Annotated in this window: 11 protein-coding genes; 6 read left to right on the plus strand and 5 right to left on the minus strand. The window is 48.8% G+C overall.

The genetic code is table 11. From position 1 onward, the window contains the following. The first annotated feature begins 2 nt into the window (after nucleotides 1-2). From bcsA to ACXAGQ_RS19460, 4 genes are read left to right on the plus strand one after another with little or no spacing between them, the layout of a single operon-like run. Nucleotides 3-2,237, plus strand: coding sequence for a UDP-forming cellulose synthase catalytic subunit (gene bcsA, locus ACXAGQ_RS19445; RefSeq protein WP_475256064.1), 2,235 nt, complete (start codon nucleotides 3-5; stop codon nucleotides 2,235-2,237). Continuing rightward, nucleotides 2,234-4,315 (plus strand): cellulose biosynthesis cyclic di-GMP-binding regulatory protein BcsB, encoded by a 2,082-nt coding sequence (locus ACXAGQ_RS19450; RefSeq protein ID WP_475256066.1) that lies wholly within the window; start codon nucleotides 2,234-2,236, stop codon nucleotides 4,313-4,315. Before bcsA ends, ACXAGQ_RS19450 begins: the two co-directional genes overlap by 4 nt. Continuing rightward, a complete protein-coding gene (locus ACXAGQ_RS19455; protein ID WP_475256067.1) occupies nucleotides 4,312-5,337 on the plus strand; it encodes a family 8 glycosyl hydrolase in 1,026 nt (341 codons plus the stop codon). The genes ACXAGQ_RS19450 and ACXAGQ_RS19455 overlap by 4 nt, the downstream gene beginning before the upstream one ends. Next, nucleotides 5,334-6,785: a tol-pal system YbgF family protein gene (locus tag ACXAGQ_RS19460; protein WP_475256069.1), complete on the plus strand. Its 1,452-nt coding sequence runs from the start codon at nucleotides 5,334-5,336 to the stop codon at nucleotides 6,783-6,785. Before ACXAGQ_RS19455 ends, ACXAGQ_RS19460 begins: the two co-directional genes overlap by 4 nt. 74 nt (nucleotides 6,786-6,859) lie before the next feature. On the opposite strand, the gene ACXAGQ_RS19465 is transcribed toward ACXAGQ_RS19460, so the two are convergent. Next, nucleotides 6,860-7,768, minus strand: coding sequence for an aldo/keto reductase (locus ACXAGQ_RS19465; protein WP_475256071.1), 909 nt, complete (start codon nucleotides 7,766-7,768; stop codon nucleotides 6,860-6,862). A gap of 103 nt (nucleotides 7,769-7,871) precedes the next feature. Between ACXAGQ_RS19465 and ACXAGQ_RS19470 the strand changes: the two genes are divergently transcribed. Together ACXAGQ_RS19470 and ACXAGQ_RS19475 are read left to right on the plus strand one after the other, a co-directional pair. After that, entirely contained in the window at nucleotides 7,872-8,279 is a 408-nt protein-coding gene (locus tag ACXAGQ_RS19470; protein ID WP_475256072.1) for a helix-turn-helix domain-containing protein, read from the plus strand. A 95-nt stretch (nucleotides 8,280-8,374) separates the two neighbouring features. Continuing rightward, nucleotides 8,375-9,634 carry a hydroxymethylglutaryl-CoA reductase gene (locus ACXAGQ_RS19475; protein WP_475256074.1) on the plus strand — a complete coding sequence of 420 codons (1,260 nt, stop codon included), beginning with the start codon at nucleotides 8,375-8,377 and terminating at the stop codon, nucleotides 9,632-9,634. A gap of 101 nt (nucleotides 9,635-9,735) precedes the next feature. Here the strand turns inward: ACXAGQ_RS19475 and ACXAGQ_RS19480 are convergent, their stop codons facing one another. The 4 genes from ACXAGQ_RS19480 to ptcA form a co-directional block, all read right to left on the minus strand. Further along, on the minus strand, nucleotides 9,736-10,671 hold the full coding sequence (locus ACXAGQ_RS19480; protein ID WP_475256076.1) for a carbamate kinase: 936 nt from the start codon (nucleotides 10,669-10,671) through the stop codon (nucleotides 9,736-9,738). Between the two features lie 95 nt (nucleotides 10,672-10,766). Continuing rightward, the gene (locus tag ACXAGQ_RS19485; RefSeq protein WP_475256078.1) at nucleotides 10,767-12,155 is read right to left on the minus strand and encodes an APC family permease; all 1,389 of its coding nucleotides are present in this window, start codon (nucleotides 12,153-12,155) and stop codon (nucleotides 10,767-10,769) included. A gap of 60 nt (nucleotides 12,156-12,215) precedes the next feature. Then, entirely contained in the window at nucleotides 12,216-13,310 is a 1,095-nt protein-coding gene (gene aguA / locus ACXAGQ_RS19490) for an agmatine deiminase (RefSeq protein ID WP_475256080.1), read from the minus strand. Nucleotides 13,311-13,330: 20 nt separating this feature from the next. Then, nucleotides 13,331-14,377 carry a putrescine carbamoyltransferase gene (gene ptcA / locus ACXAGQ_RS19495; protein ID WP_475256082.1) on the minus strand — a complete coding sequence of 349 codons (1,047 nt, stop codon included), beginning with the start codon at nucleotides 14,375-14,377 and terminating at the stop codon, nucleotides 13,331-13,333. Nucleotides 14,378-14,600: the final 223 nt, after the last annotated feature.

Raw genomic sequence — 14,600 nt, forward strand, 5'->3', positions numbered from 1 at the left:
AGATGCGTTTTTTCAATGCGGTATCATGGATGAAATGGTTGGCTGCCATTTTCCTAATTGTTGCGATTGCCAGCCTGGCTACCTTACAAGTTTCGATGGAAACCCACCTGTGGCTTTCCGGCAGTGCATTTCTCATTGTCCTGATGGGAATGACAGCCAAGAACAAACCTTACTTACAGCTGCTGATGATTCTAACCGGAGCCTTCATATCCATCCGCTATATCTGGTGGCGCTACGATCAAACCTTACCCTGGGAAAGCAGCTTGGATATTCCGTTTGCCTTAGCACTCTTGGTGACTGAGATCTACGGTATCGCCATTTACTTGCTTGGCATTTTTGTTAACGCAAAACACCGCGATCGCGACATTATTCCAATTGATAGCGATAAACCTCTACCCAGTATCGATGTGTTCATTCCGACCTACAACGAATCACTTCGTGTTGTCGGCCCCACTATCGCCGCAGCAACGCAGCTGAAATACCCAGGAAAAGTAACTGTTTGGATACTTGATGATGGCGGTACGGCACAAAAACTTAATGATAAAGACATAGAGCAGGCGAGTTCGGCTCGCAAACGTTCGAAATCTCTTAAACAGTTGTGTCATGACCTTGAAGTAAATTACCTCACACGCCCTGCCAATGAGCATGCGAAAGCGGGCAATATCAATCACGCGCTAACCCATAGCGATGGAGAACTGGTACTGATCCTCGATGCCGACCATGTTCCGTCTAAAGACTTCTTGATCAACACTATTGGCCAGTTCCAGCACAATTCAAATTTGGGCTTTTTGCAAACACCCCACTTCTTTGTTACTCCGAATCCCATCGAGCGTAATTTGGGTATTGAAGACAAAGTGCCGGCAGAAAATGAAATGTTCTACAACGGGATCCTCAAGGGATTGGATTTCTGGAACGCCAGCTTTTTCTGTGGCTCAGCAGCCGTGATTCGCCGTCAGGCGTTGGATGACGTTGGTGGTATTTCTACACGAACCATCACAGAAGATGCCGATACAGCACTCGATATTCATGCCAAGGGCTGGGATAGCGCTTATATCAACAAGGCAATGATCGCTGGATTGTCACCCGATACTTTCGGTAATTACGTCACCCAGCGTACGCGTTGGGCACAGGGTATGCTGCAAATCTTGCTGCTAAATAACCCCGTTTTAAAACGCGGACTCACCCTTCCCCAGAAACTCTGTTATCTCAACTCAACTCTGTTTTGGTTCTTTCCAATTTTCCGGGTCGTTTATCTGTTTGCACCGTTGTGCTACCTACTGTTTGACCTACAAATTTTTGTCGGGAATGCCAACGACTTTATCGCTTACGCTATCCCCCATCTGATTATCAGTATTGCAATCACCCAGCACCTATTCGGGAAAAACCGTAACACCCTTTTCTCCGAGTTCTACGAAACAATTTTATCGATTTTCCTTGCAATACCCGTGCTGTCCGCCATCATCAACCCGCGCAAACCCAGCTTTGCTGTTACCCCTAAGGGGGAGACAACCGATAAGACGCACTTCTCACCGTTAATGCCAGTGATCATCGCAATCACAACCATTATCGGCTTTGCCGAAGGGCTCGGCTTATACCGATATTTCCAATATCCCGCGGAACAAGGTCAGCTGGCGGTTGTATTGGTCTTCAATACCTTCAACTTGATGATGTGCCTCGTTTGCCTCGGTGCCATGGTTGAAAGAAGGCAGCGTCGAGCTGAGCCACGTACCCGTTGTCGCAGTCAGGCTTTTGTCTCCATGGGAGAGAAAACCTCAGAAGCGGTTATCGAAGATACATCGCTCAACGGCGCGCATCTGACCATAAAATCGCTTGAACACAACTTGCAACCTTCCGATGTTGTTGAACTGACCTGTTTTGTCGAACAAGCAGGGCAAACAGCACAAGGTAAGAAAAAGCTCAAGCCTCAGCGATTAGCCATGCGGGTTCACCACGTGAAATATCTCGCAAATGGCCAAGCAGCGAACTGCGAAGTGTTGGAAACGAGCACCAAAACGTGGCAAGCATTCACCACCATGACTTTCGGAGACAGTGAAAAATGGTTGCAGCGCAGGGCTTTTGAAGAACAACAACGCCGAAGCGTACCGCACGCAATTGGTCACTTTTTCACTCTGGGTTTCAAGAGCTTGGCTTATACCTTTTCGGTCTCACGCCAGACCTCATCCCAACAAATGCAATCAGAGCGAAACGAAAGCAAAACACAGGATGTACGCCAATGAAACGTTATCTAATCCTTATTTGTGGCTTACTTTTCTCTGCCATGAGTATTGCTAAAACCGTAAACGTACCGCTCAATTTTGTCCTGCCTGAGGGACGAGATTCAACATTGCGCGGTCAGTGGGATAAAATCAGTTTTCCACTCACTATTTTGCCTAACCAACAAGTCAATGATATCAAGGTGTCATTGTCACTGACCCACTCGGGCAATATCGATGTCGCCCACTTATGGGTCAATCTGGGTGACAAACCCATCGCCAATATTCAGTTACAGCCTAATGGCGAGTCACAAAATATTGTTGTGAACTTGTCCCAAGCCTTGTTGAAGCGGTACGGCAACATCATGACCATTGCGGTGCGTCATCAGCTACCCGCATTATTGAGCCTAACCGAGCAACGGATAGAGGCTTCTGAGGCCGTGACTGAAATTCTGGCCCAGCAATCGTATTTTGAGCTCGACTATGTGGCGAAAAATACCGAGGCCACCCTCGCCGATTTTTCAGCCCTGATCATGAGTGGTCAACTGCATGATCAACCTGTACAGCTTATCAGCCACACTGCCGGTCATTCCCAGTCGGCACTCTCTATTGCCAGTCAGCTCGTTCAGGGGTGGACTCTACGCAGTGGTAATGCGTCCTATGAATACCAATTTATCGCTCCCAGTGACGTAACGAATACAAACCGTATCCAATTAATGTATGGCTTACCTGAGCAACTGGCAGAAACCAATGTAATGCCGAGTGACTATTTAGCAGGGATCAATGGTCCATTTTTAGGGGTAATACAGCTGTCTCACACTGATCATTGGCTGCTTGTAGTCTCAGGCAGGAATGAACAAGAATTGCTTGAAGCAACGGCCTATTTCGCCAACCCAGACTACCCGCTTCCAGCCCATAAATATGCGGTGGTTAACCGTTATCAGCAGCCAGACAAAAACCAGCTGCAAAGCAAAGGGGAATACACCATTTCGCAATTTACTCCCCAAAAGTCATTCGGGGAAGAGCCCTTAGTACTGCCTCTAATGATGCCAGCTAATTCGTTGTTCAGCCCTGACGAAAAAGCCCATATTAACCTCGTTCTTGCTCACCCAACCGTTCAGCCGGGCGAAGCCGCGATGGTGATCCGAGTCAATGGCGATTACGCGAACAGCATGCCGTTACGAGCGAGCCGCTGGCGTGATACCCAACATTATCGCTTGGCCTTCCCAATGAACCAGCTTCGTCCAGGATTGAACAAAGTCAGTGTCGAACTATATGGTCCCGAGCAAATAGACAGCTATAGCGCAACAGCCATGCCGTTCATTGCAAATATTGAAGACAGCTCTGCGGTCCGCTTAGGTGCATGGGTGAACTACCTGACAAGGTTTGATCGCCAACTCCCAGCAGACCAACTACTTTTTATCTCTGATAACAATGGCCGAGATAGCCAGATCTCTGTCAACTTCAACGAACCAAGCACCCTATCCGCTGTATGGCAGTTACTTAGCCATATGACCTTACAAGCTCGCCATCCTATGACTGAGCTGCTGGTCACAGACAGTACGAGCCAATTACGTCCCATTAATCTGACGTTTGAGGTAGGTAATACTGGCAGTATCACGACAGCCACCATAGAACACAACTCGGGCTTGTTCGCTGCACTTCGCCATTCCTTACTCAACACCATGGCCAAGCAACAAGATGGATTGAACGGCTTGCCAAATCCACTGGGAAGCAGTGAATTTGGTACTGAAAGCGAGTCGAGCAACTTCTACCAATATGGAGCCAATCAAGCATACTGGCAGAGTGATAGTCAGCTTGACCAATTGGCCAAGCTAACAACAGCGAGCAATGGCTGGCGCAACATCATTTTCAATGCCAGCAATGAAGCAACATTGAATCAGGAAATGCAGATTTACCTTAGTCAGCATACATCCGCAGGACATGGTGAAATTGAATTAGCCATCAATGATCTGGAGGCTGATAAGCAGCTGGCCCGTTCTGGGTTCATTGCCTATCCGTACTCGCTACCCACTTTGCTGATTCTATTGCTCTTGCCTCTAACATTGCTGATCCACCGCCAGTTGGAGAAGCCTCTATGAAGTGGATCCCGCTGATAATAGCGACCATTCCCCTGCTCACCAGCTCTCAAGTTGCAGCCAAGGTACACGGCTGCAACATCAGGGCTGATCAGCAGCTATGGAGCGACTATAAAACTAAATTTATTACTGCCGATGGACGGGTGGTTGATAATGGTAATAGCAGTATCAGCCACAGCGAAAGTCAGGGTTATGGAATGTTGATGGCCGCCTTTTTCAATGATCATCAAACCTTCAAGCAACTCTGGCAATGGACACAAAGCCATTTACAACACAAAGACGACCCGCTTTTTGCTTGGAAGTGGCAACCCACCCAACCCCATATTCCCGATAACAATAATGCCAGTGATGGTGATATCTTCATTGCCTGGGCGCTACTCAAAGCCCATGGTCTTTGGCCCGAGAATCATTACCAGCATCAAGCCAAAGCCATCATAGAAGAGCTTGCCAGCACTCACTTTGTCAAACTCGGCGAGCAGCAGGCCCTGCTTCCTGCTCATTATGGGTTCGATAAAGCTACCTCGACTATCGTGAACCCATCCTATTGGGTTTACCCAGCGTTTAATGACTTTGCCAAAATGAATAGCGCTTGGGCGTTACTGAATCAAGGAGGGCTATCCATTCTTAACAGTAACCAATATGGTCAATACCACCTACCTAGCGACTGGCTGGAATACCGAAACAATCAATGGCAACCCTCTAGTCAGTTTCCTAGCCGATTTAGCTATTCCAGTTACCGTATCCCGCTTTACCTTATCTGGGGGGGGTACGACAATGCGATAAATGACAACTACCGCCGTTGGCTTTTCCAACACAACAAGGCATGGGTGGATATTGAAAATGGACAAATGGCACCTTATGAAGCGCCAAACGGTGCCAATGCCATTGCGACTCTGGTTCAGCTCAGCCAAGAAACCTATAAACACCGAAGCGCGCTTCCTCACCCTGATAGCAATGATGATTACTACTCATCAAGCCTGATCATTTTCTCCCATATCGCGTTCCACGAGAGGTACTGCCAATGAAAACATTTACTCTCGCTCTTTTCGTCGCCCTCCCAGCAGTGGCCTCCGAGCAAGCCTATATCAAACTGCTAGAAAGCGACGTCTCTGTAGAGGTCAACCCGCAAGGTCAATACAACCTCTTTGATGAAGGGCCGATTTGGGCCACTCTGGAACAAGAAGGCTGGCAAGCCGCCCAACAAGTGGCGGCAAACCAACCGATTTCAGAGTCACTCAGCGAAGAGTTACGGTACCGCGCTGCGTTGGAGCAACTAGATCAAGCTATTGCCCAAAAGCAGACTACCGCCGCCGTTCAACTTCTCTCCGCAAACCCACAGTGGGCGAACTGTTCTCGAATTCAATGGGCATGGTTGGATCTTAAACAGGAAACCCAGTCTGGCTATGGCCCCAATGCCAAGCAAAAGCTCACGCAACTATTATCAAACTGCCCTGAGCACGGTTTATCCACCACCCAAAAGGCTTTAGGTTGGACGAATGCATATGCCGGCCCAGATATCTTGACCCGTTACCAAAATAGCAGCAGCTACGATGCTACTGAGTATGAAAAACTCGCCTATCAAGTTAATCTGGCCAGCCTGGGACAGCAAAAGCTCACCGCTAGCCAAACCCGCTCCGCCAGCCAGGTTGTTACCCAAAAGAAAGATGCCAAGGGAGCCGAACTGTTAGGCTGGCAGCACCTAAAGAAGCATCAATACAACAGCGCATTGACTTGGTTTGATAAATCAATCAGCTGGACAGAAACACCAAGCCAGAAACAGATTGAAGGCAAAATCCTGAGCTTAAACATGATGGGCAAAGCCGACGAAGCAAAACGTTACCAACAGCTGTGGTCATCCCGCTACCCAGGGTTAAAAAAGCTTGGTTCAGGAAGTGCCTCTCCGCAATTAGCAAAAGCCTGCCAATCTGATCCTCAAGAATGCCTTGAGATGATATACCAAAACCAGACCCTGAGTGCCGAGCAGCATGCATTGGCCGGTTGGCAGTGGTACAAAATTGATCGACCACTTACCGCCAAGCGCTCATTTGAAAAAGCACTTGAAGGTATGGACAACAATGACAAGCAGTACCAGTCTACCCAGTATGGGTATAGTTTGGCACTCAACAAAGCTGGCTTTGAGCAACATGCCGAATTACTGGCAAACAACCTGGCCGATCCTAGCCAAAAAATGCTCTACGCCAAGCAAAAGGAAACCAAAGCAATTCTTAATGCCTATGAAAAGCAGGACTACCAATATGTCATCGATCGCAGCGAAGCATTTGAGCAGACCTATGGCAAAGAAGTGGGACTTGCTGAAATAAAAGGTTGGGCCTATTACAACCAAAAACAAAACAACAAAGCGGTAGAGACATTCCGTGAACTGGTCGATGCTTACCCGCATGACGATAACTTACAGGATGCACTTAAGGCTGCGGAATGTGCACAGAAAAAAACCTACAAGCGTTGTTACTAAAGTCACCAATAATAAAGCCTCTGCTTTCATAAAGGCAGAGGCTTATTTTATGCATTATTTATTAGAGCCTGGCTCTATGGCACACCATGGCCTTTCGAGGCAACCCACACCCGGTACCATTGCTCGCGAGTTAATGTGATATCTAGTGCATCCACCGCGGTTTGTACCCGTTCAAATTTACCCGAGCCAATGATTGGAAGTGGGTTAGATGGCAAGCGACGTACCCACGCGTAGATTACCTGATCGATACTTTGTGCGCCCACTTCTTCGCGGATCGCTTCCAGTTCGTTCCGTACTCGGATTTGCTGCTCTGACTGGCCAGAGAAAATCGCACCGCCCCCCAAGCAAGACCATGCCATCGGCTTAACACGCTTCATCTGCATTTGGTCTAGCGTACCATCATGGGCTACTTCAAAGTTCAGTGGATTAATCTCAACCTGGTTAGTCACCAATGGGGCATCCAAGCGAGACTGTAGTAACTCGAACTGCGAAGGTGTGAAGTTAGACACGCCGAAATGGTTCACCTTGCCCTGCTGCTTAAGTTCAGCGAACGCTTCAGCAACCTCGTCAGCATCCATCAACACATCCGGACGGTGGATCAGCAACACATCGATATTGTCGATATTCAATCGAGACAACGAGTTGTTCACTGAGTTAACAATATGCTGCTTACTGGTATCGTAGTGATTGATCTTACGCTCTGGCACCAAATCGCTGCAAAGGTTGATATCGCACTTGGTCACGATTTCAATTTGCTCACGCACACTCGGATCAATTGCCAGCGCTTCACCAAACAGCTGCTCACAAGTATAACCGCCATAGATATCGGCGTGATCAACCGTGGTGATCCCCAACTCAATATGCTGCTTGAGGAAACTCAAACGCTCCTGCGGGCTCATGCCCCAATCGGCAAGACGCCAATATCCTTGAACCAACTCAGAAAACTTCGGCCCTTGCGGGATCAGTTCAACTTTTGCCACCATCTGGACTTAACTCCGTTTACTCAAAAATCGCGATCCATCCTAGGCTTGTTCCACCCGGTAGGCAATGCTATAACTCGAAAGCTTCGAACTAGAGTACGAAACTATGTCATTTTCCGAACGGCTTAAATCATTAATTGGCGAAGAAAGCATCAGCGGCTTTGCCCGCCGGGTAGATATCAGTGAAGCGCTGATCCGCAAGTACCTAAAAGGTAGCGAGCCCAGTTTAACCAAGGCAAACCAAATTGCCATGCGGGCCAATTGCTCACTGGAGTGGCTGGCTACAGGCTGTGGCTACCTCTACCGCCAAGCAGAAGTTGTCGACAAATCGGCACTGAATGCCGCTTTTGAGCATGTGAATGATAAAAAAATCAGCAATACTGAAGCAGATAATCTGTTAAAAATTGTGACTGGCTATCAGTACCTCCGAACACATAAAAAATCTGATGGTTACTTAGATATCAGCGGGATGGCAACATTCCTCAGTATCGCCAAGCAAGAAAAACCTGAATGATTTCTGTCAGCACACGAATTTCCCAACTGGCAGGAGTAGTGTTTTGATATTAGGGGGTTACAATCCGCCGCAGTCATTAGCTAAGAAGTACTGCTATGCCAAAACTAAATCTCCATCGACGTGATCACATGAAAACCGTGGTCAATGACTTCACTGCTGACGAGCTGCAGCAACGCCTTGGCGCTAACTTTGCCAAGCCGGAAAAAAAACAGCCACGCACTCCCTACCTGACCCCTAAGGCAGTAGAGCGACGCTGGCAAATGCTCGACAACGAGGAAGCCAAAGCACAACTTCTCGATGGACACACGCAGGAGCAAATGCTCTGCTATAACAAAAATATCGAAAACTTCATCGGCACGGTCAAAATGCCGATCGGCATCGCAGGTCCTTTGCGCGTAAACGGCCTATTTGCCCAAAATGATTTTCATATTCCTCTCGCAACAACCGAAGCTGCCCTCGTTGCCTCCTATAACCGAGGCTCGCAGCTGATCACCCAGGCCGGCGGTGCTAGCGCTATGCTATTGAATGAAGGGGTAACCCGTACTCCGTGTTTTGCCTTTTATGACTTGGCACAAGCCGGCCAGTTTGTCGCTTGGGTAGTTACCCAATATGATGAATTCCGCCAAATCGCCGAATCAACCACCCGCCACGGCAAACTGGCTGATATCAGCGTCAACATCGAAGGCAACCATGTTTACCTTGTATTCGAGTACCTGACGGGCGATGCCTCTGGCCAAAACATGGTGACTATCTCCACCAATGCGGTTTTTGAGCATATCTTGCACCATTCGCCAATCAAACCGCTTGAAGCCTTCTTAGATGGCAACTTATCAGGAGATAAAAAAGCGACCGCTCAAACACTCCGTGGCGTACGCGGTAAAAAAGTAACGGCGGAAATCAATATCGAAAAAGCCTTGGTCGAGAAAATGCTGCACACCACGCCACAGAAAATGGCAGAGTTTGCCCGCATGAATACCATCGGCGGCACATTGAGTGGCAGTATCGGTATCAATGCTCACTATGCCAATGCCCTCGCCGCTTTCTATATCGCTTGCGGCCAAGACGCGGCTTGTGTGGCTGAATCAGCCGTCGGTATTACCCGCATTGAAGTTAACCAGCATGGCGGCCTATACGCGTCGGTGACCTTGCCAAATCTAATGGTAGGTACTGTTGGTGGCGGAACATCTCTGCCTAGTCAAAAAGCCTGCCTAGACCTGCTAGGCCTACATGGTTCTGGTAATTCTCAGGCACTATCTGAAGTCTGTGCTGCGCTGTGTTTGGCAGGGGAGCTCTCCATTGTTGGCGCTTTTTGTGCCGGGCATTTCTCCCGGGCTCACCATAAGTTAGCGCGTTAAGTCATAACTTCTCATAAGACATAGCCGCTTTATATAGCGGCTATGTCTTATTATTCAGGAATAATCAATTTATCTTCCACAAGAAATTTATGGCTGACGAATTAGTAGTACTCCAAGTAATCCCCGTCAGCAATCGTAGTTCCAGCAAGCCCCTCTAAGATCTTATCAAGCTCATACAAAGAGCCAATAACCGCAGCTCTACCTGTATTCCTAACAAACTTACAAACAGCATCCACTTTCGGTCCCATAGAGCCGGCCGGAAATTGATACTTATCCAAGTAATCAGGAGAAATACGTTTAATACTTTTTTGGTTAAGTGCTCCATAGTTTTCGTAAACATTACCATCCGTCAGAATGATAAACATATCTGCCTGTATCTGTTCAGAAATCAGTTCGGCGGTGTAATCCTTATCAATCACGCACTCAACACCACAGAGCTTCCCGTTATCGTCTTTGTAGACTGGAATCCCCCCGCCACCGCCGGCGATCACAATGCAGTTTTTCTCTAGCAGAGTGTTAATCTGTTTAATTTCCAAAATAGCTTTTGGCTTCGGCGAGGCGACTACTTGCCGATAATAATTACCATCCGGTTTATATTGTAAATGAGGCCGCTGCTCCATGATTTTTTGCGCCTCTTGCTTGCTATAAACTGGGCCAACAAACTTGGTCAGGTTTTCAAACGCCGGATCTGCTTTATTGACCAGTGTCTGTGTAATAACACTGATCGGCGAGCAAGTACTATCGGCATTGAGCAGTTCTTGCTGCAATAAGCAGCCAACCATCCCGCAAGTTTCGGCACTCAATACATCCATCGGATAAGGGGTAATTTGCGGCTTCACTTCATGGTAAGTTGCATTTTGCTCCATCAACATGCCCACTTGTGGGCCGTTGCCGTGGACGATAACCAGATCGTTACCCTTGGCTATCTTGGCAATACTTGCCGAAGCTTTTATTACGTTGTTCAATTGGTTTTCCAGTGTCTGAGCCTGGTTGCGCTGCAGCAGGGCATTACCACCCAGAGCTAATACAATTTTCATACTTTCATTCCTAATTGTTTTTAATCTTTCACTAACTGTTGGTTTACCAAAGGTGTCCCTCAACGTTGTGGCAATGATTAAGGACACCTCCTCGGTTAGCCAGCCTGCTCTGCCGCCAGGTTCTTACTCAGTTTGCTGATGCTCAGTTCAATGAACAGCAGTGCCATGATGATGGCGATAATCGTCGGGCTAGAATATCCCCAGTCGATCACGCCGACCAGAATATCCGGGAAGACAAACAGCAGACAAGCAACTAGCAAAATCACTGAAGGAACGAGTGCAATTACAAGTGCGACAACCTTACCTCCTGGGATTTTAAATGGCCTCCTCGCATTCGGCTCTAGTGTCCTGAGACGAACAAAAGAGATAAAGAAGAAGAAATAGGTAACAAACAGCAGGAAGTTGGCAAAGGAGAACAGCGACCAGAACAGATCATCGGCGCTACCGGCCATGAAGCCATAGATAACCAGCGCAACTGTGGAGATACCCCCTGTCAGCATATTGGAGCCGTACGGCGAGCCGTTTTTGTTGGCCATGGCAAAGATTGCCGGCATCTCCTTGGCATTAGCCGCTTCCACCGCCGCGCGGGATGCCGCCATGATCCATGGGATGATATAAGTAAACAGGCCAAGTACCGCAAGGAGAGAGAGCGTGATCGTCACAACACTGCCAATCCCGGTATTGCCGAACAAGATCTGCAGGGTCTGAACCAGCCCGCCCACTAGCGACAAATCTTCCTGAGGAATCGCAATGATCATCGAAGATGTCGCCAGCCAGTACAACAGCAGGATAATGGAGATGGCGATCAGGATCCCCAGCGGCAGGTTGCGTTCCGGGTTCTTAATGCTCGAGCCCATACAGGCGATGGTCTCAACCCCTAAGAACATGTAGATCAAGGTCGGCGCATAGATAAATGACGCCCCCATCGAAGGCTTCATGGTTTCTGCCGTCAACTCGACAACCGGTTCGCCCTGGTTGGCGACAAGGAGGTATCCCCCCACGGCAAAGGCCAGCATGATAGCTACCTTGGAGATCCCGCCGACGGCGTTCACCAGCTTACCGGTATCCATCGACGCATTGGCAATAAAGACCGTACCCCAAACCATGACAATCGCGATGGCGATCATGCCCCAGATCCCCATGTCCGGCCAGAACAGCTCCGACAGCATGCCGCCGCAGATCAAATAGACAGACGGGATCCAGAACGGGACGTTGATCCAGTAATACCAGCTTACCCGTGCCGCATTCTTCGAGCCCATCCCGCGCAAGGTCCATTCATAAATGCCCCCCTCGCCTGGAAACGCCGCACTGAGCTCACACACGATAAAGACATAAGGGAGCACAAAAAAGACGATAACCAGCAGCCACCAACCAAACACAGAGGGGCCGACGCCCGCCGCGGGGGCCAGCCCGTCAATCCCGATAAGGCCGGAGAGCACAAAAAAGATAATGCTAAACAGGCCCATTTTTGTTTTGTTTTCCATAATAAGCTCCTCAGCTTATAAAACCGGCCTGCCGATCATATGGCAGGCCGGCGGCAGTGATTAGATTGCAGGAACCTGCTGGGTAATACAGTGAATATTGCCCCCGCCCAGCAGGATATTGCGCGCATCCACCCCGGCAACCTTGTGGTGCGGGAAGATCTCCTTGAGCGTCATCTCCGCCACCTTGTCGGTCTTCGGATCAAGCAGTGGGAAAACAACCCTGCCGTTGGTAATTAAAAAGTTCGCATAGCTACCAGCCAGGCGCTCACCAGCACTTCGCTCCATCCCTTCACAGACGTCGAAACCGTCAGCTTCTTCCTCGGTGATGTATAGTGGCCCGGGTGTTAGCAGCTTATACACTTTGAGCTTGCGACCCTTGGCGTCGGTTGCGGCCTCGAGAATTTCCAGCGCCTGCTGGGAGATTTGGTATTGGGGATCCGCCTTGTCCTCGGTCCAGGAAAGCACTAGTTCTCCTGGGCGGGCGATGTGGATCAGGTTATCGATATGGCCATTGGTATCAATGTCGTTATACAGGCCCAAAGGCAGCCAGATCACCTTTTCGACATTGAGGTATTCTTTCAGATAATTTTCGATGTCATCTTTAGACATTTCAGGGTTACGGCTCGGGTGCAGCAAGCACTCTTCGGTGGTAAATGCGGTGCCTTCCCCGTCGACATGGATAGATCCGCCTTCGAGAATTAACGGTGCCCGATAGTAATCATCACCATGGAACTCTGCCACCTTGCTGGCGACCGCATCGTCGGCGTCCCACGGGAAATACAAGCCATCGAGCAAACCGCCCCAGGCATTAAATTCCCAGTCAACCGCCCTTCTGCCACCTTTGTCGTCGACCACATAAGACGGGCCGATGTCCCGCATCCAGGAGTCATTGGTCGACATCTCTACCAACCGGATATGCGGCGGCAGTTGCTGGCGCGCATTATGGTACTGGTTACTTGACACAATCACGTTAACCTGCGTTTCTTCGGCAATCACCGCCGCCACTTCGACAAAATTAGCCTGCGCGGGTTTCGCCCCCCACTGCCAGCTATCTGTCCTTTCCGGCCAGGCTATCCAAATCGCTTCCTGGGGCTCGTGTTCACCCGGCATCCTGAAATTATCGGCTTGAGGGACTGTATGTAATTTTCTAGACATGTTTCACCTACTGGAATTGATTAAAGTACGCTTAAGAATGTCGCAATCTTGTCTTCATGGATTTTTATTGTTTTTTCTTCGGCAACCTTGCTGTCTTTGTGGGTCAGGTAAACAAGCAGGGCCATCTGAGCCGTCAGGCGGTTTTCGGCTTCATCAAAAATCACCGAGTTATCCGATTCCATCACTTCGCGGGTGCATTCGCGCTGGTCATTGGCCGGCAGGCAGTGCATAAAGATCGCATTCGGACCGGCTTTGTCCATCATCTGCTGGGTCACCACATACTCTGGAATAAAGGTCGACAGGCGGATCTCTTTCTCGTCTTCCTGGCCGAACCAGTAGAAGCTGTCGGCAACAATAATGTCGCAGCCTTCGACTTCATCGACGTTATCGGAAATAACCAACTTGCCGCCATATTCCTCGCAATTGGCTTGGGCAATATCGACCCATTTTTGCGGCGCCTTGAAGCGCTCCGGGCAGATATGCTTGAACGTCATGCCGAACTTGGTACAGGCAAACATCAGCGAGGAAGCCACGTTGGTTGCATCACCAACGAAAGCAACGGTGAGATCCTCAAGCTTTTTACCAGCCGGCAGGTGTTCCTGCATGGTGAACAGATCAGCCATGATCTGGGTCGGGTGCAGCCAGTCACACAAGCCGTTGATCACCGGTACACTGGCCTGTTCGGCCAAACCAGCCACCGTACTGTGTTCATCGACCCGCGCCATGATCACATCGACCATGCGAGACATCACCCGAGCGGTATCTTCCAACGATTCCTTGCTGCCAAGGTGGATGTCTTTCGGTGACAGGAACAAAGCATGACCGCCAAGCAGGGTCGCGGCGGTTTCGAACGAGACCCGGGTACGGGTAGAAGGTTGCTCAAAAATCATCGCCACTGATTTATTTTTAAATAGTTGCGGCAGCGCATTATCGCGGCGGGCATCTTTCAACAACTGCATTAGTTTCAGGATGTCTTCCAGATCTTTGCGAGAATAATCCTGTGTTTTAAGGAAATGTTTTAAATTCTTTTTATCTAATTCCGTGGCGCTTGAAGATGGGAGTTTCATAAAAATTACCTTTCAGATTAAGTATTGTGTTGTTTGAATACCCAATTACTTAATCAGCTAGCCCATCACCAAACTGTGAACTGTATCATTTATCGATTTCTTGTTAATTTCCACGCTGACACATGTGTCCTTTTTCACAAATAACTTGGGAACCCTACCAGTTTTATCGATATTTGATTCATTCACATTTTTCGTAGTGATTTCATTATTAATATTTCTCTCG

The organism is Photobacterium sp. ABD4_091, from assembly GCF_056160145.1.

Bases quoted from the DNA above. Each gene is read 5' to 3' on its own strand.
- bcsA (WP_475256064.1), top strand. From the start codon at position 3: ATGCGTTTTTTCAATGCGGTATCATGGATGAAATGGTTGGCTGCCATT.
- ACXAGQ_RS19450 (WP_475256066.1), top strand. From the start codon at position 2,234: ATGAAACGTTATCTAATCCTTATTTGTGGCTTACTTTTCTCTGCCATG.
- ACXAGQ_RS19455 (WP_475256067.1), top strand. From the start codon at position 4,312: ATGAAGTGGATCCCGCTGATAATAGCGACCATTCCCCTGCTCACCAGC.
- ACXAGQ_RS19460 (WP_475256069.1), top strand. From the start codon at position 5,334: ATGAAAACATTTACTCTCGCTCTTTTCGTCGCCCTCCCAGCAGTGGCC.
- ACXAGQ_RS19465 (WP_475256071.1), bottom strand. From the start codon at position 7,768: ATGGTGGCAAAAGTTGAACTGATCCCGCAAGGGCCGAAGTTTTCTGAG.
- ACXAGQ_RS19470 (WP_475256072.1), top strand. From the start codon at position 7,872: ATGTCATTTTCCGAACGGCTTAAATCATTAATTGGCGAAGAAAGCATC.
- ACXAGQ_RS19475 (WP_475256074.1), top strand. From the start codon at position 8,375: ATGCCAAAACTAAATCTCCATCGACGTGATCACATGAAAACCGTGGTC.
- ACXAGQ_RS19480 (WP_475256076.1), bottom strand. From the start codon at position 10,671: ATGAAAATTGTATTAGCTCTGGGTGGTAATGCCCTGCTGCAGCGCAAC.
- ACXAGQ_RS19485 (WP_475256078.1), bottom strand. From the start codon at position 12,155: ATGGAAAACAAAACAAAAATGGGCCTGTTTAGCATTATCTTTTTTGTG.
- aguA (WP_475256080.1), bottom strand. From the start codon at position 13,310: ATGTCTAGAAAATTACATACAGTCCCTCAAGCCGATAATTTCAGGATG.
- ptcA (WP_475256082.1), bottom strand. From the start codon at position 14,377: ATGAAACTCCCATCTTCAAGCGCCACGGAATTAGATAAAAAGAATTTA.